Source organism: Streptomyces sp. NBC_01408 (genome assembly GCF_026340255.1).
In the GTDB taxonomy this organism is placed as follows: Bacteria; Actinomycetota; Actinomycetes; order Streptomycetales; family Streptomycetaceae; genus Streptomyces.
Genome location: NZ_JAPEPJ010000002.1, coordinates 1,016,783 through 1,035,393, shown reverse-complemented (window position 1 = coordinate 1,035,393; position 18,611 = coordinate 1,016,783). Strand labels below are relative to the sequence as shown.

Genomic DNA, 18,611 nt, shown 5'->3' with positions numbered 1-18,611 from the left:
GAGGCGTCCGCCTACAGGCCGCTGCCCGACAGCGCCGTCTGGCGCCGGACCGCCTCGACCACCGGCGAGTGCCGCAGGGCGTGGGAGATCTTCAGCAGGTCGCGGGGCCCGTCTGCGGTGTCGAGCACGGTCTCCTCACTGGCCACGATGACCTTGCCCTCGGGGTCCGCGGAGCGGGCCTGGACGGCGGCCGCGACCATGGCGGCGTCGGCGACCGCGCGGGCGGTCTCCTCGTCGGCCCCCGCCGCGACGGCGCGCTCGTAGGCGCCGTCGCGGTGGCGCGTGTCGAAGTAGGGCCCGAGGTGCAGGAATCCGTCGTGGATGTCCGACTCGCGCTGGATCACCCGCAGCTCGGCGGCGGACCACCAGGACATCTGCACGGACGGGGTCCCGCTGGGCGCGGAGATCTGTACCTCGTGCCAGAGCGCGCCGAGCCGGCGGTAGGTCTTCCAGGTGTGCCAGCTGTCCGCGAGCCGCTGGCAGACGAGCGGGACCACAAAGCCCATGGCGCTGATCAGCGCGCCCAGGGCGGCGAGTGGCGGGGCGACGTAGGTGCTCAGCCCGTCCAGGTCGTGCCCCAGCCAGCGGGCGACGACTGCGGAGATCTTGGTGGCGTCGTAGGTGAGGTTGAAGACGTAGCCGGACACGATGATCATCAGGCCGACCCGCAGCCAGCCGCGCACCTGGAGGGACCAGCGCCAGCACAGGACCACCATCACCACGGCGGCCACGTGGTGCGCCAGCAGGTAGAGGGCGATCATCTGGCCGATGTAGGGCGTGTTCGCGTAGAAGGTGTCGAAGTCGCGCAGCCGCTCGACGGGGGTGTCACCGAGGGCGAACAGCACGATCAGGGTCACGATCACGACGCTGTAGCCCAGGATCCAGCGCCGCGAGACGCGTCTGGTCTGTTCGGGGGGCCCGCCCCGCCAGTTGACCATCAGGACCAGGCAGGAGGCGCTGAACGCGGTGATCAGGCAGTACACGAGCGGGGCCGAGACGTTGACGATCCCGGTCCAGCGGTTGACGGCCTCGATGGTGGGCGGGGCGGCGAAGGCGAACACCGCTCCCGCCAGGGTCAGCAGGGCGCAGACCGACCGCAGCAGCGGGTCGCGCCAGTTGTGCCGCAGGGCGGGCAGCTTGAAGGCGAGTGAGATCGCCATCGCGGCTGCCGGTATGTAGTAGTCCTCACCGTTCAACGGTCGTTCCTGTGCCCCCGGTATCCGAGCGAGGCCTCGATCCGGCCCGCCAACTGGTCACGCTGGGCCGGAGCCCGGTGGCTCGCCGATCCGGCCAGCCATGTCCTGCATCTGCTGCCCAGCAGTAAGCCGAAGGTCTCGGCCTCCGTCTCCTCCTGGACGTCGGCGCGCGTGCGCGCGGCGACGCGCCGGACGGTCTCGCCGATGTCCGCCTCGTCCGTCAGGAGCCGCGCGGCAACGGCCGCGCCGTCGACGTGGTGGCTGCAGTGGCCGGCCTTCATGTGCCACAGCTCGTGCCCGAGGATCACCAGCTGGTGGTCCGGAGCCGTGCGTTCCTCGATGACCACCAGATCGCGGTCCGCCATGTCGAGCCACAGGCCGCTGGCCGTCCCCGGCGGGAACGAGGCCATCCGGAAGTCCACCCGGCGGCCACGGTGTCTGCTCATGCCCTCGCAGAGGGCGGCGTAGAGGTCCACGGGTTCCACGGGCGCGGTCAGCCGGATGCCGGCCACCAGCTCCCCGCACAACCGCCGCTGCTCTCTGCCTATGCTCACCGTTCTCCCCGTCGGCGCGGATCCGGATCAGGACTCAAGGATCAGACCCAGACTTTCGACTGGGTCAGGATTCGTTCGGTTTGACGCTTTCGAGGAGCATGTCCAGCCATTCGGTCACCTTGTCCCGGTGCTTGTCGCTGGGCAGTTGGGCGGCGCGCCAGGCGATACCCCGCACACCGTGGTTCTGGAGGAGTCTTGCCAGCGGATCGCCCGCCGAAGCGGCCGCGGCCGGTACGGTTTCCCGCGCGCGGCCCGCGAAGTCCTGAAGCAGCTGTTGCTCGGTCCGTTGCAGCGCGTCGGTCAGCGCGTCGGCGTCGTGGGCGGTGAGGAAGCCCGCGTGGACGCCGAAGAAGCGCTGGATCGCGTCGCAGTGTTCCATCGTGGGCCGGCGGTCGCCGTTGATCAGGGCCCCGGCCTGCTGGCGCGACATACCGGCGCCGTCGGCGATCTCCTGCTGCGTGTACCGGCGCCCGTTGGGTTTGACGCGGGTGCGCCGGAGCAGGTCGAGGCGCTGGAGGAAGCGGGCCTGCAGATCGGGTTCGCCGGCCGGCCGTCCTTCCAGCAGGGTCCTGACCACGTCCGTGGGGACGCCGGAGGCCTCCGAGAGCCGGCGCAGGTCGAAGACCTGGTTCAGCTCGCGGCCCATCTTGCCCGCAAGTTCGGCTACCCGCGTGACGGTGGCTGCCAGGGGTGCGTTGGCCACCGCGACGGGAGCCGGGAAGCCGTCTGTCACCAGTGGTTCTCCTAGATCGCGCGAGGTCGGTTCGGGCACGTGGTCGGCCCCTGGAATCTATCCGCTCCGCCTCCGGAGGACCAGAACTTGCCACAGCTGTGGCGGGAATGAGCTGTCGCAAGGCTGGAATTGCCACAATAGTTGACACTCGAATGAAGTCGGTAGCAGGATCGCCACAGGCAATGAAGATCCAGACCGTGAGGAGGGGGAGCTCTCGGTGCCACATCTCGCAGCGGTGGGCCCGTCCGATGGCCTCGCCCGAGCCGGCGAGGAGCGCCTGGCGGGCGATGAGTCGGCACGCGGCGCCGTGCGGTCGGAGCGACGCAAGGAGATTTTGCGCCAGCGCCGCGAAGAACTGGGCCTGAGCCAGGAAGACCTCGCCGCACGGCTGCGCATCAGCGTCCGTGCGTACGGGAACTGGGAACGGGGCCTGGTCAAGGAGTGGACTGACCGCAAACTGCTCGCCCTGGCCGAGGCCTTGGAGATGAGCGAACGGCAGTGCTTCTGGCTCTTCCGCGTCATGGTGGACCGCGACCCGCCGCTCACCTGGCGGGCCTCCGAGGACAGCAGGCTGCCCGAGGACCCGGCCCAGCGCGACTACCTGTGCGACTACGCGGCGCTCATGGAGGCCGTGCCGTACCCGAGCTTCCTGGTGGACCACCGCTGGGACGTAGCGCTGACCAACTCGGCCTTCGACCAGCTCTTCCAGTCCGTACGGCCGCATCCCACGGCCCTGCCGGACGACAACTTCCTGCGCTTCGTGCTGTTCCACCCGGACGCCGCGGCGGTGCTGGAGGACCACGAACCCGCCTGGTGCGTGCCGCTGCTGGCCCAGTTCGCGAACGCGCTGGCGGGAGCCCCCGAGGACGAGGGGCTGCGCAGCATCCGCCAGGAGGTCGCCCGCGACCCGTTCATGGAGGCGGCCTACCGGTACGGGGTGCCGCACTGGCTGAGCACCCACGGGGCCGAAGCCGCCGAGCTGGACGGGGCGGTGCGCACCGTGCGCCACCCCGAACCGGGCTGGGGGCTGGTGCGCTGCCGGATGGTGGCCGAAAGCAGCCGGATGCTGGGCGAGATGGGGCTGACCCGGATCACCCTGATCCTCTCCGCACCGCAGGGCGCACGGCCCGGCCCGGTCCGCGGCCCCGGGATCCCGCACCAGCAGGTGACCCGCCTGCGCGCCGTGCCGCCGCTGGGGGAGTGACCTCCCGGGGGACACTGGTGCCCCGCCGCCGCTGCGCGGCGGGGATGCCACGGATCGTGGCACCGGCGCGGTGCGGTGACGGGCGAAGGGCGGTAGGGGCGTGCGGCTGACGATCCTCGGCGGGGGCGGATTCCGGGTACCGCTCGTCTACGGAGCGCTCCTCGGCGACCATGCCGAGGGCCGGGTGTCCCATGTGACGCTCTACGACGAGGATTCCGCGCGGCTCGGGGCCATGGCCCGGGTGCTCGCCGGCCAGGCGGCCGCCGCCGGCGTGCCGGACGCCCCGGCCGTGACGGCCACCACCGACCTCGACGAGGCCCTGCGCGGGGCCGACTTCGTCTTCTCCGCCATCCGCGTCGGCGGCCTGGAGGGCCGCGCCGCCGACGAGCGGATCGCCCTCGCCCAGGGAGTGCTGGGCCAGGAGACGGTGGGCGCGGGCGGGATCGCGTACGGACTGCGGACCGTGCCGGTGGTCCGCGAGATCGCCCGGCGGATCGCCCGGACCGCCCCCGAGGCCTGGGTCATCAACTTCACCAACCCGGCCGGACTGGTCACCGAGGCGATGGCCGAGGAGCTCGGGCACCGGGTCATCGGCATCTGCGACTCGCCCGTGGGGCTGGGCCGGCGCATCGCCCGGCTGCTGGGCGCCCGGCCGCAGGAGGCCTGGATCGACTACGTCGGCCTCAACCACCTGGGCTGGGTGCGCGGGCTGCGCATCGGCGGCCGCGACGAACTGCCCCGGCTGCTGGCCGACACCGAGGCCCTGGAGTCCTTCGAGGAGGGCAGGCTCTTCGGCGCGCAGTGGCTGCGCTCGCTGGGCGCGATCCCGAACGAGTACCTGCACTACTACTACTTCAACCGTGACACCGTACGGGCCTACCAGGAGGCCGAGCAGACCCGCGGCGCCTTCCTGCGCGACCAGCAGCGCGGCTTCTACGCCGAGGCCGGCCGGGCCGGGCTGCCGCCCGGGGAGGCGCTCGCCGCCTGGGACCGGACCAGGGCCGAGCGCGAGGCCACGTACATGGCCGAGAACCGCGAGGCGGCGGGGGCCGGCGACCGCGACGAGAGCGACCTGGAGTCCGGGGGCTACGAGAAGGTCGCGCTGGCACTGATGCGGGCCATCGCCCGCGACGAGCGGGCCACGCTGATCCTGAACGTCCGCAACCGCTCCACGCTGTCCGTGCTCGACGACGAGGCCGTCATCGAGGTGCCCTGCCTGGTCGACGCGAACGGCGCCCATCCGGTGGCCGTCGCCCCGCTGCCGCTGCACGCCGTGGGGCTGGTCACGGCGGTCAAGGCGGTCGAACGGGAGGTCCTGGCGGCCGCGGCGAGCGGTTCCCGGGCGGACGCCGTGAAGGCCTTCGCGCTGCATCCGCTGGTGGACTCGGTGGGTGTGGCGCGCAGGCTGCTGGACGGCTACGCGGCGGCCCATCCGGGCCTGGCCCACCTGCGCTGATCCCCCGCCCGGGCCGCTGCGGCCCGGTCCCCCGTGCGGGCCTCGCGTAGGGCCCCCGTACGGGCCCCCCTACGGGTACCTCGTACGGCCCAGTGCGCATGCGGCGGGGCGGGGGCGCTGTGAGAGTGCGAGATGTGACCACTGCCCCCGCCACGGCCCCGGCGCCGCCCGTGCTCGACCGGCGGCGGCGCAATGTGATCTTCGGAACGATCATGCTGGGCGTGCTCCTGGCCGCCCTCGACCAGACCATCGTGGGCACCGCCCTGCCCACGATCGTGGCGGACCTCGGCGGCGGCGACCACATGTCGTGGGTGGTGACGTCCTACCTGCTCGCGGAGACCGTCTCGACGGTGCTGGTCGGCAAGTTCGGTGACGTATTCGGCCGGAAACTGATCTTCCAGATTTCGGCGATCATCTTCATCAGCGGCTCGTTCCTGTGCGGTTTCGCCAGCAACATGACCCTCCTGATCCTGTGGCGGGGCGTCCAGGGCATCGGCGCGGGCGGCCTGATGGTCACCGCGATGGCGCTGATCGCCGATGTGGTGCCGCTGCGCGAACGCGGCAAGTACCAGGGCGCGATCGGAGCCGTCTTCGGCGTCGCCACCGTCATCGGACCGCTGCTGGGCGGGCTGTTCACCGACTCCCTGAGCTGGCGCTGGTGCTTCTACGTCAACGTGCCCATCGCCATCCTGGTGGTGATCGCGGCCGCAAGGACCATCCCCGCCGTGCGCGCCCCAGGCAAGACCGTGATCGACTACCTGGGCATCGCGCTGGTGGCGGTCGGCGCGAGCGCCCTGATCCTGGCCACGAGCTGGGGCGGCAACGAGTACGCCTGGAACTCAGCTGTGATCATCGGCCTGTTCGCGGGCGGGGTGCTGGCCCTGGCGCTGTTCTGCCTCGCCGAGGTCCGGGCAGCCGAACCGATGCTCCCGATGCGGCTGTTCCGCAATCCGGTCTTCTCGGTCTGCTCCGTCCTGAGCTTCGTCGTCGGCTTCGCGATGCTCGGCGCGATGACCTTCCTGCCGACCTACCTGCAGTACGTGGACGGGGACTCGGCCACCGTCTCGGGCGTGCGGACCCTGCCGATGGTCATCGGCCTGCTGATCGCCTCCGTCTTCAGCGGCAACGTCACCAGCAAGACGGGCCGTTACCGGATCTTCCCCATCGTGGGCTGCGCGGTGATGGGCGTCGGACTGTACCTGCTGTCGCTGATGGGGCCGGGGACCAGCACCTGGCTGGAATCCCTGTACATGTTCGTGCTGGGCACCGGTATCGGCCTGTGCATGCAGGTGCTGACCATCGCCGTGCAGAACACCGTGGACTACGCCGACCTGGGCACGGCCACCTCCGGCGTCACCTTCTTCCGTACGCTCGGCAGCGCCTTCGGAACCGCCGTCTTCGGGACCATCTACGCCAACAGCCTGGGGCCCGGCCTGGAGACGGCGGTGGCCGAGGCGGCCCGGACCACCGGAGCCGATCCGGCGCAGCTGGGCGCGGCCGCGCAGAGCCCGGAGGGGGTGCACGGGCTGGAACCGGAGGCGGCCGCCCCAGTGATCGCGGCGTATGCGGAGGCGCTGCAGACGGTGTTCCTGTGGACGGTACCGGTGGCGGTGTTCGGCTTCGTGGTCGCGCTCTTCCTCAAGCAGGTCAAGCTGCGCGACAGCGCCCGGGCGGGCTCCACGGACATGGGCGACGGCTTCGCCTCACCGGCCACGGCCTCGGGGTCCTCGGCCAAGCTGCTGGAACTGGCGGTCGGCAAACTCGTGCGGAACATGCAGCCGCAGGACGCCCGCGCGATCGTCGAAGGGTCCGACACCCGGCTGGACATGGCGGGCGCGTGGACCGTGATGCAGGTGGAGCTGATGACCCGGACCGTGGGCCACGCCAGCCTGGGGCTGATCGCCGGACGCCGGCACCTGCCGCCGGAGGTGCTGCTGCCCGCCTTCGACCGGATGGTCGAGGAGGGCTACCTCACCCACGAGGGCAGCTTCTTCACCCTCACCCCGGGCGGCCAGCGGGAGGCCGACGTCATCTCGGCGGCCTGGGCGGCCTGGCTCGGGGGCGAGCTGGAGAAGGACCGGGGGCGGCCGCGGAGCGCCGAACTGCGGGTGGCGGCGGACGCGATCGCGAAGCGGCTGCTGGCCGAGGACCTGAGGGAGGGGCACTTCGCGCCGAGGCCGTCGCAGCCGGTGTAGCTGGTGTAGGCGGCGTCGGCGGCGGTGTCGGCGGTGTCGGCGGCGTCGGTGGTGGAACCATCGGCGGGCGCCGGGCGTTCCTTCCTCCGAGGCACGCGAGCAACGGGGGGTACCGCTCATGGGGATCACGCTGGCAGAGGAGATCATGCTGCTGTCCCTGGACGACGAGTCCGGGTCGGCCAAGCAGCGGCAGGCGGCGGGTTGGGCGGCGGCGGGCGGGATCCTGCTCGAACTCGTCCTGGCGGAGCGGGTGTCGGTGAAGGGCAAGTACCTGGAGCTGACGGACGCCACGCCGACCGGGGAACAGCTGCTCGACAGCCGGATCCTGCTGATCGGGTCGTGGCTGCGGGGGCGCAGCAAGCGCCGGGTGACGGACTGGCTGACGAAGGACCACACCAAGGCGGTCGGAGCCACGCTGGAGAGCCTGCGCGAGCGGGGCGTGGTCACGGCTCGGGAGAGCAAGGTCCTCGGCGTGTTCCCGGTGCGTCTCTACCCGGAGGCCGACGGCGCGGTCGAGCGGCAGCTGCGCGAACGGCTCAGAGCCGTAGTCCTCGAGGGCGCCGAGCCGGACGAGCGTACGGCCGGCCTGATCGCCCTCATCCACTCGGCGAAACTGCACCGCCTGGCCTTTCCCGACCAGCCGCGCAGGCAGGTCACCGCGCGCACGGCCGAGATATCCGCCGGCCAGTGGGCGGCCGAGGGCGTGCGGGCCGCCATCCGTGACATGCAGGCGGCGATGGCGGCCGTCACGCTGGTGACGGTGGCCGCGGCGGCGGGCTAGCTCCGGCTGGGTTGGGTCCGGCTGGGCCGGGTTGGGCCGAGGTGTGCCGGTGGCCGCGGTCGGGTCGGTGCGCCGGTGCTGGGGCTGGGCCGGCGGGGGCTGGGCCGGCGGGGGGCTGGGCCGGGCCTCAGGTGGTCGCGGTCGGGTAGGCGTACGAGGGCACCTGCGGCAGCGCCGTGAGGTCCGGGCGCCACGCGTGCAGGACGCTCGCCGAGGGGGCGTAGAGGGCGGCCGGGATCTCGTCCGGGGCGAACCACTGCCATTGGGTGATCTTGTGCGGCTCGGTGACGGTGGGAACGCCCTGTGCGGTGGTGGTGACGGCGGCCGCCGTCAGCCGGGTCGTAGCGGACTTCGCATCGATCTGGACGGACAGCACCCGGACCCCCTCGGGGGCCACGCGCAGGTCCGTCTCCTCGGCGAGCTCCCGCGCGGCGGCCTGCTCGAAGCCCTCCCCGGGGTCGACCTTGCCGCCCGGCAGCTCCCACCGGCCGTCGTGCGCCTGGCCGAGCAGCACCCGGCCGTCCGGGCCCACCACGATCAGCCCCACGCCGACGACGGCATTGGGCTGAGGGACGGCCCGCTCGGGGCGTTCCGGACGCTCGGGGCGCTGGTCTGTGCTGGTCATGGTCGTCCTTCCGGTGGAGTGCTGGGCCGGGCCCTGACATGGATCCGCTCGCCCTGCGGACCGAACAGGCTGAGGAACTCCGCGGGCTGCGGACCCGGGTTGAAGAAGGCGTGCGGGGTGTGCGTGTCGAACTCGGCCGCCTCGCCGGGGCCGAGGACGAGGTCGTGCCGGCCCAGCAGCAGCCGGACCCGTCCGGAGAGCACGTACAGCCACTCGTAGCCCTCGTGGACGCGGAGCTCGGGCGCCGGCCCCTCGTGCGGCGGGAGGATCAGCTTGAAGGCGCTCACCCCGCCGCCGGGATTGCGGGTCAGCGGCACGTAGGTGGAGCCGTGCCGGACGAAGGGGCGCGGACGGATGCGCGGGTCCCCGGTCTCCGGCGCCCCGACCAGCTCGTCCAGGGCCACCCGGTGCGCCCGGGCCAGCGGGAGCAGCAGCTCCAGCGTCGGGCGGCGCTGCCCGGACTCCAGCCGGGACAGGGTGGAGAGCGAGATCCCGGTGGACTCGCTGAGCTGCGCCAGCGTCGTGCCGCGCTGTCGGCGCAGCGCGCGCAGCCGCGGGCCGACGGCGGTGAGCACACCCGCGAGTTCTTCGTCCTGCTCCTCGGCGCCCATGACTCCATTTGCTGCTTCGGCAAGACGATTTGTCAAGGCAGCCCCCGTGGGCGGACCCTCGCCGGCATGGACGACAACGAGACGGACAACCGGTTCGACGTGGTGGTGGTGGGCGGCGGTGCCGCCGGGCTGGCCGGGGCGCTGACCCTGGTCCGGGCCCGGCGTTCGGTGCTGGTCCTCGACTCGGGCACCCCGCGCAACGCCCCCGCCGCGCACCTGCACGGCTACCTCGGCCACGACGGGCAGGGCCCGGCCGAACTGCTGGCCGCGGGCCGGGCGGAGGTGGCCGGCTACGGCGGCGAGATCCGGCCGGGCACGGCCGTTGCCGCCGACCCGCTGCCCGAGGGCGGTTTCCTGGTCCGCTGCGGGGACGGCTCCACCGTCCGGGCCCGCAGGCTGCTGGTCGCCACCGGCCTGCTGGACGAGCTCCCCGGGCTGCCGGGGCTTCGGGAGCGCTGGGGGCGGGACGTGCTGCACTGCCCGTACTGCCACGGCTGGGAGGTCCGGGACCAGCCGCTCGCCGTGCTGGCCACCGGCCCCGTATCCGTGCACCAGGCCCAGCTCTGGCGGCAGTGGAGCGAGCACGTCACCCTGCTGGCGCACACCTGGGGGCTCACCGCGCAGGACCGGGAGCTGCTGGCCGCCCTGGGCGTGGAGGTCGTCGAGGGCGAGGCGACCGGCCTGGCCGTCAGCGAGGACCGGCTGACGGGGGTGACGCTGGCCGGCGGGACCTCCGTGGCCTGCCGGGCGCTGGTGGTGGCCCCGCGGTTCAGGGCCCGCTCGGGTGTGCTGACCGGCCTGGGCCTGCCGACCGTCGGTATCGAGCGGGACGGCCACGTGATCGGCACCTGCGTCGACTCCGACCCGGCGACCGGGGCCACCGCCCTGGCCGGGGTCTGGGCCGCGGGCAACGTGACCGCGCCGATGGAGCAGATCGCGGGCTCCGCCGCCCAGGGAGTGCGGGCGGCCGTCGCGATCAACACCGACCTGATCGAGGAGCAGACGCGGCGGGCGGTGGAGGCCCACCGCGCCGGTACGGGTGGCGGCCCGGGGCGGGGCTGACCGGAAGGTGCCCGGGTACGGTCCCGGACAACTGTGCGGGTTTCGGCCCGGCTCCCTCCGCGCAGGCTCTGGGCGGTCTGATCGTCGTACGGTTCGGCGGTTCAACGGCTCAGGGGGCGTACACATGACACATGTGCTGGTCATCGGCGGAGGGGTCGGCGGGCTGGCCACGGCCCTGCTGACAGCGCGGCGGGGGCACACGGCCGAACTGTTCGAGCGCGACACGCGGGTCCCCGGTACCGCCCTCGACCGCGACTTCTTCGGCTGGCGCCGCCCGGCCGTACCGCAGGCGACTCAGCCGCACGTACTGCTCGGGGCCGCGCGCAAGGTACTGCGGGACGAACTGCCCGACGTCTACGCGGAGCTGCTCCGGCTCGGGGCGTGCGAACGGCACGAGCTCGACTGGTTCGACGTACGGCCGCCCGCCCGGCCCGGTGACGAGGACCTCGTCATGATCCAGACCCGGCGCATCCTGCTGGAGAGCGCACTGGTCACGGCCCTGCGCGCGGAGCCGGGGGTCGTGGCGCGGTACGGGGAGCCGGTCACCGGCCTGACCACGGAACCCGGGATCCGGGTGACGGGAGTGACCACCGAGGCCGGGAGCTACCGGGGGGACCTCGTGGTGGACGCGGGAGGGCGGCGCGGCGGCGTGGAGCGATGGCTGACCGCCGCGGGGTGCCGTCCCTCCGTCGTGGAACGCCACCGCACGGGGCTGGCTTACTTCTGCCGCTGGTACCGGCTGCCCGAGAGCATGGCGCAGGGACCGCGCCGGCCGTGGGCGGTGACCGGCGGCACCTTCGCCGGCTGCGCCGTCTTCCCGGCCGACAACCGGGTGTTCGCCGTGACCCTGATCGTGCACACCGGGGACAGCACCCGCTCCGCCCTGCGCGACCCCGCCGTCTTCGAGGCCGCCGCGCGCTGCTTCCCGCCCGGCGCGGCCTGGCTGGACCTGGGCGCCGAACCGCTGTCCGGGGTGGTGGCCACCGCGAGCCTGGACAACCGGTGGAGCGCTCTGGTCGACGAGGGGGGCCCGGTCGTGACGGGACTGGTGCCGGTCGGGGACGCGATCACGCACACCAACCCGACCCTCGGGCAGGGCACTTCGCTCGCCCTGTGGGCCGCGAGCAGGGTGGCCCGGACGGCGCACCGGGACCCGGGCTCGGAGCGGTTCGCCGCGGACCACCACGCGTGGGCGGTCCGCACGCTGAAGCCGTGGTTCGACTTCCAGGTGGGCGTGGACGCGGCCGTCGGGGAGCGCTTCGCGACCATGGCCGCGCGGACCGGGACGGCGCGCGAGACGGCCGCACTCTTCGACTGCGCGCTGGAGGACCCCGAGGTGATGCGGGCGCGGGCCAGGGTCCGGCACCTGGCGGACCCGCCGGAGCAGGCGTACGCGGACCCGGAGATCCGGGCCCGGGTGGCCCGCTGGCTGGCCGCGCGGCCGGAGTACGCGCCGAACGCGGCCGGGCCGGACCGGGCGGAGTGGGAGAAGCTCACTTCGGGCTGAGGCGGGGGGCGCCGCGGCCTCCCCCCGCCCGCCCCTGCGTGGGCTGGGCGGGGGCGGGCCGCTGGCTCCTGCGGTCAGGTGACGGGGCCGAGCACCGCGGCGAGGTCGTAGCCGACGACCTCCTCGAGCTGGGCGTAGGTGCAGCTCTCCGGCGCCCGGTCGGGCCGCCAGCGGCGGAACTGGGCGGTGTGCCGGAAGCGGTCGCCCTCCATGTGGTCGTACTTCACCTCGCAGACCCGCGTGGGGCGCAGCGGGACCCAGGACAGGTCCTTCTTCCCGGTCCACCGGCTCTGCGCGCCGGGCAGCCGGGCGCTTTCGTGCGCCTCCTCCTCGGCCCAGGCGGCCCAGGGGTGACCTGCGGCGTCGGCCATCCGGAGGGGTTCGAGCTCGTCGACCAGCTCGGCGCGGCGCTTCATGGGGAAGGCGGCGCACACGCCCACGTGCTGGAGGGCGCCGTGGGCGTCGTACAGGCCGAGGAGCAGTGATCCGACAATCGGACCGCTCTTGTGGAAACGGAAACCCGCGACGACGGTGTCGGCCGTACGCTCGTGCTTGATCTTGAACATGAGCCGGGCATCGGGCCGGTAGGGCAGATCGAGCGGTTTGGCGATCACCCCGTCGAGTCCGGCGCCCTCGAACCGCTCGAACCACTCCTGCGCGAGCGCGGGATCAGTGGTCGCGGGCGCGAGGTGGACGGGGGGCCGAGCGGTGGACAGGGCTTGGGTGAGGGCGGCACGGCGGTCGGTGAGCGGCGTGTCGAGGAGCGGCTCGTCGCCGAGCGCGAGCAGGTCGAAGGCGACGAAACTGGCGGGGGTCCTCTCGGCGAGGAGGGTGACCCGGGACTGCGCGGGATGGATGCGCTCGGTCAGCCGGTCGAAATCGAGGCGCCCGCCATGAACGATCACGATCTCGCCGTCCACGACGCACCGAGTCGGCAGGTTCTCCTTCAGGGCCACCACCAGCTCGGGAAAGTACCTGGTCAGGCTCTTCCCGGTGCGGCTGCCGATCTCCACCTCGTCGCCGTCACGGTGCACGATGGCACGGAAGCCGTCCCACTTGGCCTCGTACTGCATCCCGGGCGGGATCTTCGCCACGGCCTTGGCGAGCATCGGTTTCACGGGCGGCATCACCGGTAGATCCATGCCTTCGATTCTGCGGTGGTACATCCGGGAGCGCCCGGTATGCGCGCCCGGCCGGGCCCGCCTACCGTGGCGCTCATGGGTGCTGCCGGAAATGCGATCGAGCTGGAGGCGGGCGGACGGACGGTGCGGCTGTCCAGCCCGGACAAGGTGTACTTCCCGGAGCGCGGCCTCACCAAGAGGCACGTGGCCGAGTACTACCTGGCGGTCGCGGACGGCATCACCCGAGCCCTGCGCAACCGCCCCACGACCCTGGAACGGTTCCCGGACGGGGTGGACGGCGAGTCCTTCTTCCAGAAGCGGGCACCGAAAAACCTCCCCGACTGGATCCCGACCGCCCACATCGCCTTCCCGAGCGGACGCACGGCCGACGAGATCTGCCCCACCGAGCCCGCGGCCGTCCTCTGGGCGGCCAACCTGGGCTGCCTCACCTTCCACCCCTGGCCGGTCCGGCGCGAGGACACCGACCGGCCCGACGAACTGCGCATCGACCTGGATCCGCAACCGGGCACCGACTACCACCACGCCGTGGCAGCCGCCCATCAGCTCCGCGCCCTGCTGGAGGAACTGGGCCTGCGGGGCTGGCCCAAGACCTCGGGCGGCCGCGGACTGCACGTCTTCGTCCCGATCGCGCCGCGGTGGACCTTCACCGAGGTCCGGCGGTGCGCGATCACCCTCGGCCGCGAACTGGAGCGCCGCATGCCGGGCAAGGTCACGACGGCCTGGTGGAAGGAGGAGCGCGGCGAGCGGATCTTCGTCGACTACAACCAGACGGCGCGCGACCGCACGATCGCCTCCGCCTACTCCGTCCGCCCCCGCCCGCACGCGCCGGTGTCGGCCCCGCTGCGCTGGGACGAGGTGGACGACGCGGAACCGCGTGACTTCGACATCGTGACGATGCCGGCCCGCTTCGCCGAACTGGGCGATCTGCACGCCGACATGGACGAGCACGCCTTCTCCCTGGACGTCGTACTGGAACTCGCCGACCGCGACGAACACGACCACGGCCTGGGGGACATGCCCTACCCCCCGGACTACCCGAAGATGCCGGGCGAACCGAAGCGGGTCCAGCCGAGCCGCGCGAAACACGAGGACTGACGAGGGAGTTCCAGAAGGCTCAGGGAGTAGGCCGCCGCGCGCGGTCGGCGGATCCCGCCGGGGCGCGGTTCGCGGCCAGGGGCGGCGCGTCGGCGAGGGGCGGCGCCTCGGCGACGGGGACCGTGATCTGGTGTTGATCAGTCGTTGATCGGACGTCCATCGGTGGCGGTCAGTATCTCCGGCATGTCGATGAACACCGCTTCCACCACCGCCGCCCCCGCCTGGTACGACCTCGCCCTCTGCGCCCAGACGGGCCCGAGCTTCTTCTTCCCGGAGCCCGGCTCGTCCCTGCGGGACGCGAAGCGGCTGTGCGGGGCGTGCGAGGGTCGGGCGGCGTGCCTGGAGTACGCCCTGGCCAACGACGAGCGCTTCGGCGTCTGGGGCGGCCTCTCGGAATCCGAACGCCTCGCCCTGCGTCCCCGCGGCTGATCAGGTCCGCGTCCCCTTCCCGCTCCGCCGCACCAGCCCCACGCGCAGCGCGAGCTCGAACCCTTCGCCACCGCGCTCCTCCCGCCGCGGCGTATGGGGCACGACCCGCACGGGGTAGTGCCCCCCGACGGGCGAAACGACCCCACCGAAGCGAGGGTCCCCCGCGAACCAGATCCGGTCCGGCTGATCGTTCTCCACCTCCACCAGATCGACGGGGAACGGGATGATCCGCAGCGTGGCCGTGAAGTCCTCCCGGAACGGGATGACGATGGTCGCGGGGCTGTTGGTCGCGCGGCGCGGATGCCGACAGGGCAGGTCCTGCCACGGGTAGGCCCGGAGTACGGCTGCCACCCGATGGCGTCGGACGAAGGCGATGACCACCCACGGAATCCAGGTGACGAAGCCGATGGTGAGCAGGAGGAAGAAGATCGCGGCCTGGCGCAGAACGCCGAGGTAGAGGCATGCGCAACACAGCAGGAAGGGCCCACCGAGGCTGAGCACCCACATCGCGCGACGGATGACCAGCCGTCTGTACCCGACGACGGTCTGAGGGTGGTCCCATGCCACTTTCGCCAGCAGGACCGTCACAGGAGCACCTCCAGGATGCGTGAGGCCGGTGCAGCCGGGGCCGGGCCGGGCTCCGGGTCCGAGGAACTGACGGTGTGGGTGATGGCCTCGAGGATGTCGATGTACAGCTCGGCATGCTGGACGGACGCACTGGTGAGGTCGAGAACGATGACGTGTACTCCAGCCGGGTGGACTGTCGCGATTCTGGCCTGAAACAGTTGTTGCCCCACATCCGGCAGCGAGATGGCGCCGGCAACCAGGCAGCAGGGGAGCTTCGAAGGCAGATCGAGGAAGCGCCGTGTCGTACTGCGCCACAGAGGTGAACGGGCGATGCCGAGCGCTGTACGGGCGATGGCCAGCCTGGAGTTGGGCTGATCGGCATGGAGGACGGACAGGGAGAACAGCGAGGTCGCGATGCCGGCATCCTCATCCGGATGCAGACCGATGGCCGTGTGCACGATGTGGTGACGCGTGAGGCTGTCGAGACCGTCAACGAGTTGCGCGAGCTGCTGCCGTGCTTCTGTACTCCCCAGAGCCTCGGCCGCGGCGTCCAAGGTGTCGCGGTCCGCCGGCCCGATGTCATGGAACCCGGGCGGCAGCCTGAACCACACGGTCGGTACTGCGGATCCGCTCATCGCGGCCTCACCGCCGTCCAGAAGTGGGCGGACTTGGCGCCGACCGAAGGTGCGTCATCCAGGACGACGCGGGTACCGTCGACCGCTGTGGTGCTGTACTCGACGGCGTCGCTGTCGCCCACGTAGTCGAGGCCCGCGGTGAGCGCGCCCGCGCCTGCGAAGCCCACGCCGACGCGTTCTCGTACCTCCGGAGTCGAAGAACGCAGCGCCCACCCGGCCAGCGGGTTCTCCACTTGCCGCAATTCGTTGCCGGTACTCCACGTTGTGCGGCCGAACGCCCCCGCGCCCGTTCCCAGCCCGGCCAGGGCGCTGGTTTCCGGGGCGGCGGACAGGGCCGCGCGGGCGGCGGCTGTGCTGGCCTTGGCTCCCGAGGCGACCGCCGCGAGGCCCGGGACCGAGCCGGCGGTGTCGCCGAGGAGGGTCACGCCGCTCTTCCAGAAGTCCGCGTCGAACTCGCCCTTCGTGACGCCGTCCGACAGGGACTTCCGGAACCTCGGGTCCGCGAGGTGCGTGGTGAGGCCGCCACGGACAGGCCTCCGGCGACCAGCATCACCGCCAGGCCCGCCGGCGGGCAAAGGAGGGCCACGCCCGCCCCGACCGCACCCAGGATCGCTGAAGCATTCGACAACGCGTCGCCCGGGTCGTCCACGATCTTGTGCCAGATCGAGGCCAGGACGCCCGGTTCCTTCGGCGCCAGCCGGTCGGCGGCCGCGTTCAGGGCCTGGGCCACCCGGTGGGCCGCCGCCGCGTGTTCCGAGGCGAGTTCGCGGGCCTGGCGGCGGGTGTCGGACAGGGACTCCTCCGTCGTGGCCGCGGCGGCGAGGGAGGCGTAGCGGTCGGCCAGGGCGCGGTGGGCGAGCAGGGTGTCGTGCCACGTCGTGAGTCGGCGGGCCGCCTCCGCGAGGGAGGTGTGCGCCGAGCGGAGGTAGCGGGGGAGCTCGTCCGAGAGGGAGGCGCGGAAGGCGGTGGCGGCCTCGCCCTGCCAGGCCGAGCTCTGGGAGACCAGGGCGGTCACGACGCGGGCGGCCTCCCCGAGGGAAGTGGCCGAGGCGCTCAGTTTCTTCGTCAGGGCCAGCACCGCCGCGGGATTCCCGGGGGCGGGGTCGAAGCCGAGGGCAGGCTGCTCAGCCATGGGCGTCGGCCGCCGCGCGGCGGAAGGCCTCGCGGACGGCTGCCTCCAGCTCCGCGTACTGGGTGGCGCTGCGGTCCACGCCCTCCCGTACGCGCTTGACGCGTTTGGTCAGCTCGCGCGTGCCGTGGGCCCACCGCTCCTGGAAGCCGTCGCAGGCGTCGTCGAGGTCCGCCGTGCCGAGCTGGTCGGCCCGTACGTGGTCCAGCGCGCGCCGGGCCTCGCGCAGCGAGAGCAGCGAGGCGTCCAGGGCACGGGTCAGGCGGGTCAGCTGGTCGATGTCCACCCGGAGCGAGGTCATGACGCGAAACCCTGGCAGAGCGCGGCTCTGCCAGGGCAATCGGCGTCACTCGGGTGAGCGAGCGGAATCCGGTCAGGCCTGGGGTCAGGCCCTGCGCCGGAGCTGGGGTCAGGCCTTGCGGGCAGCGATGCGCGCCGCGCGGGCGGCCAGCCGCTCGTCGAACTTGCGGGCCTCGGAGTCCAGGCCGTTCATGAAGAGCCCGAGCTCCTCCTGGGCCTTCTGGCCCTCCGGGCCGAGGCCGTCGATGTCCATGATCTTCAGGAAGCGGATCACGGGGCTCAGTACGTCGTCGTGGTGGATCCGCAGGTTGTAGACCCCGCCGATCGCCATCTGCGCGGCCATCCGCTCGAAGCCGGGCATGCCGTGGCCGGGCATCCGGAAGTTGACCACGACGTCCCGCACGGCCTGCATCGTCAGGTCGGGGGCGAGCTCGAAGGCCGCGCCCAGCAGGTTGCGGTAGAAGACCATGTGCAGGTTCTCGTCCTGCGCGATGCGGGCCAGCATCCGGTCGCAGACCGGGTCACCGGACTGGTGGCCGGTGTTGCGGTGCGAGATGCGGGTGGCGAGCTCCTGGAAGGCGACGTACGCGACCGAGTGCAGCATCGAGTGCCGGTTGTCGGACTCGAAGCCCTCCGACATGTGCTGCATCCGGAACGCTTCCAGCTTGTCCGGGTCCACGGCGCGCGAGGCCAGCAGGTAGTCGCGCATCACGATGCCGTGGCGGCCCTCCTCGGCGGTCCAGCGGTGCACCCAGGTGCCCCACGCGCCGTTGCGCCCGAAGAGCGAGGCGATCTCGTGGTGGTAGCTGGGGAGGTTGTCCTCGGTCAGCAGGTTCACGACCAGCGCGATCTTGCCGATCTCGGTGACCTTGGACTGCTCGGGGTCCCAGGCCTCGCCGTCCTCGAAGAAGCCCGGGAAGTTCCGGCCGTCGCTCCACGGGACGTACTCGTGGGGCATCCAGTCCTTGGTGACCTTCAGATGGCGGTTGAGCTCCTTCTCGACCACCTCTTCCAGCGCGAACAGCAGCTTGGCGTCGGTCCACGCCTCCGAGCTGCCGAGGTGGGGAGAGGTGATCGTCACGGGTACTCCTGGGTGCAAAGCGAATTACCTACGGTTCCGTAGCCTACGGAGTCGTAGGTTAAGCGCGACATCAAGGCCAGCCAAGCCCCAGCCAGGCATATGTCCGGTTACCTCCAGTTATCTATGCAGTTTAGAAGGGGTCTAGCAGGGCACCACGGCGGACAAAGTCATCCCCGTAAGTGGTCCACCCGGCCCCGCCTTGACGACGGAGACCGATGCCCCGAGGGCCTCGTCCGGGACGGTGACGCACGAGGTGGAGCCGGTCGTAGCGGTGTACGGCTCCCCGCCGGGGGCGAAGCCGGGGAGGAG

The 18,611-nt window shown here is 72.2% G+C and carries 20 protein-coding genes; 8 read left to right on the top strand and 12 right to left on the bottom strand.

All coding sequences use genetic code 11. The features are described from left to right. Positions 1-11 precede the first annotated feature (11 nt). The 3 genes from OG447_RS26825 to OG447_RS26815 form a co-directional block, all read right to left on the bottom strand. Positions 12-1,196, bottom strand: a complete 1,185-nt coding sequence (locus OG447_RS26825; RefSeq protein ID WP_266939895.1) for an MAB_1171c family putative transporter — start codon at positions 1,194-1,196, stop codon at positions 12-14. Then, a complete protein-coding gene (locus OG447_RS26820) occupies positions 1,193-1,750 on the bottom strand; it encodes a toxin-antitoxin system, toxin component (RefSeq protein WP_266939894.1) in 558 nt (185 codons plus the stop codon). The genes OG447_RS26825 and OG447_RS26820 overlap by 4 nt, the downstream gene beginning before the upstream one ends. 64 nt (positions 1,751-1,814) lie before the next feature. Next, positions 1,815-2,483 (bottom strand): helix-turn-helix transcriptional regulator, encoded by a 669-nt coding sequence (locus OG447_RS26815; protein WP_266939893.1) that lies wholly within the window; start codon positions 2,481-2,483, stop codon positions 1,815-1,817. Positions 2,484-2,700: 217 nt separating this feature from the next. On the opposite strand from OG447_RS26815, the gene OG447_RS26810 reads away from it, so the two are divergent. The 4 genes from OG447_RS26810 to OG447_RS26795 all read left to right on the top strand — a co-directional run bounded on the left by OG447_RS26810 (position 2,701) and on the right by OG447_RS26795 (position 8,119). Then, positions 2,701-3,687 carry a helix-turn-helix domain-containing protein gene (locus OG447_RS26810; protein WP_266939892.1) on the top strand — a complete coding sequence of 329 codons (987 nt, stop codon included), beginning with the start codon at positions 2,701-2,703 and terminating at the stop codon, positions 3,685-3,687. A 100-nt stretch (positions 3,688-3,787) separates the two neighbouring features. Next, complete coding sequence (locus OG447_RS26805; protein WP_266939891.1) at positions 3,788-5,143, top strand: 6-phospho-beta-glucosidase; 1,356 nt, start codon at positions 3,788-3,790, stop codon at positions 5,141-5,143. 98 nt (positions 5,144-5,241) lie between these two features. Beyond that, entirely contained in the window at positions 5,242-7,338 is a 2,097-nt protein-coding gene (locus tag OG447_RS26800) for an MDR family MFS transporter (protein WP_266939890.1), read from the top strand. Between the two features lie 118 nt (positions 7,339-7,456). Continuing rightward, complete coding sequence (locus OG447_RS26795; protein ID WP_266939889.1) at positions 7,457-8,119, top strand: GPP34 family phosphoprotein; 663 nt, start codon at positions 7,457-7,459, stop codon at positions 8,117-8,119. Positions 8,120-8,246: 127 nt separating this feature from the next. Here the strand turns inward: OG447_RS26795 and OG447_RS26790 are convergent, their stop codons facing one another. Next, positions 8,247-8,744, bottom strand: coding sequence for an NUDIX hydrolase (locus OG447_RS26790; protein ID WP_266939888.1), 498 nt, complete (start codon positions 8,742-8,744; stop codon positions 8,247-8,249). Next, the gene (locus OG447_RS26785) at positions 8,741-9,355 is read right to left on the bottom strand and encodes a helix-turn-helix domain-containing protein (protein ID WP_266939887.1); all 615 of its coding nucleotides are present in this window, start codon (positions 9,353-9,355) and stop codon (positions 8,741-8,743) included. Before OG447_RS26785 ends, OG447_RS26790 begins: the two co-directional genes overlap by 4 nt. A gap of 66 nt (positions 9,356-9,421) precedes the next feature. Between OG447_RS26785 and OG447_RS26780 the strand changes: the two genes are divergently transcribed. Together OG447_RS26780 and OG447_RS26775 are read left to right on the top strand one after the other, a co-directional pair. After that, complete coding sequence (locus OG447_RS26780) at positions 9,422-10,417, top strand: NAD(P)/FAD-dependent oxidoreductase (protein ID WP_266939886.1); 996 nt, start codon at positions 9,422-9,424, stop codon at positions 10,415-10,417. Between the two features lie 124 nt (positions 10,418-10,541). Further along, a complete protein-coding gene (locus OG447_RS26775; RefSeq protein WP_266939885.1) occupies positions 10,542-11,924 on the top strand; it encodes an NAD(P)/FAD-dependent oxidoreductase in 1,383 nt (460 codons plus the stop codon). 74 nt (positions 11,925-11,998) lie between these two features. Here the strand turns inward: OG447_RS26775 and OG447_RS26770 are convergent, their stop codons facing one another. Further along, positions 11,999-13,066: an ATP-dependent DNA ligase gene (locus OG447_RS26770; protein ID WP_266939884.1), complete on the bottom strand. Its 1,068-nt coding sequence runs from the start codon at positions 13,064-13,066 to the stop codon at positions 11,999-12,001. 75 nt (positions 13,067-13,141) lie between these two features. Here OG447_RS26770 and ligD point away from each other — a divergent pair, with 75 nt between their 5' ends. Then, positions 13,142-14,161, top strand: coding sequence for a non-homologous end-joining DNA ligase (gene ligD / locus OG447_RS26765; protein WP_266939883.1), 1,020 nt, complete (start codon positions 13,142-13,144; stop codon positions 14,159-14,161). A gap of 183 nt (positions 14,162-14,344) precedes the next feature. Next, positions 14,345-14,590, top strand: coding sequence for a WhiB family transcriptional regulator (locus tag OG447_RS26760; protein ID WP_266939882.1), 246 nt, complete (start codon positions 14,345-14,347; stop codon positions 14,588-14,590). On the opposite strand, the gene OG447_RS26755 is transcribed toward OG447_RS26760, so the two are convergent. From OG447_RS26755 to OG447_RS26730, 6 genes are all read right to left on the bottom strand, one after another. Further along, positions 14,591-15,178, bottom strand: coding sequence for a hypothetical protein (locus OG447_RS26755; protein ID WP_266939881.1), 588 nt, complete (start codon positions 15,176-15,178; stop codon positions 14,591-14,593). It lies immediately after the preceding gene. Further along, positions 15,175-15,792: a hypothetical protein gene (locus OG447_RS26750; RefSeq protein WP_266939880.1), complete on the bottom strand. Its 618-nt coding sequence runs from the start codon at positions 15,790-15,792 to the stop codon at positions 15,175-15,177. Before OG447_RS26750 ends, OG447_RS26755 begins: the two co-directional genes overlap by 4 nt. Beyond that, positions 15,789-16,217 carry a hypothetical protein gene (locus OG447_RS26745; protein WP_266939879.1) on the bottom strand — a complete coding sequence of 143 codons (429 nt, stop codon included), beginning with the start codon at positions 16,215-16,217 and terminating at the stop codon, positions 15,789-15,791. Before OG447_RS26745 ends, OG447_RS26750 begins: the two co-directional genes overlap by 4 nt. Beyond that, positions 16,214-16,924 (bottom strand): hypothetical protein, encoded by a 711-nt coding sequence (locus OG447_RS26740; protein ID WP_266939878.1) that lies wholly within the window; start codon positions 16,922-16,924, stop codon positions 16,214-16,216. Before OG447_RS26740 ends, OG447_RS26745 begins: the two co-directional genes overlap by 4 nt. Beyond that, the gene (locus OG447_RS26735; RefSeq protein WP_266939877.1) at positions 16,917-17,222 is read right to left on the bottom strand and encodes a hypothetical protein; all 306 of its coding nucleotides are present in this window, start codon (positions 17,220-17,222) and stop codon (positions 16,917-16,919) included. The genes OG447_RS26740 and OG447_RS26735 overlap by 8 nt, the downstream gene beginning before the upstream one ends. A gap of 108 nt (positions 17,223-17,330) precedes the next feature. Next, positions 17,331-18,302, bottom strand: coding sequence for an acyl-ACP desaturase (locus OG447_RS26730; protein WP_266939876.1), 972 nt, complete (start codon positions 18,300-18,302; stop codon positions 17,331-17,333). Positions 18,303-18,611: the final 309 nt, after the last annotated feature.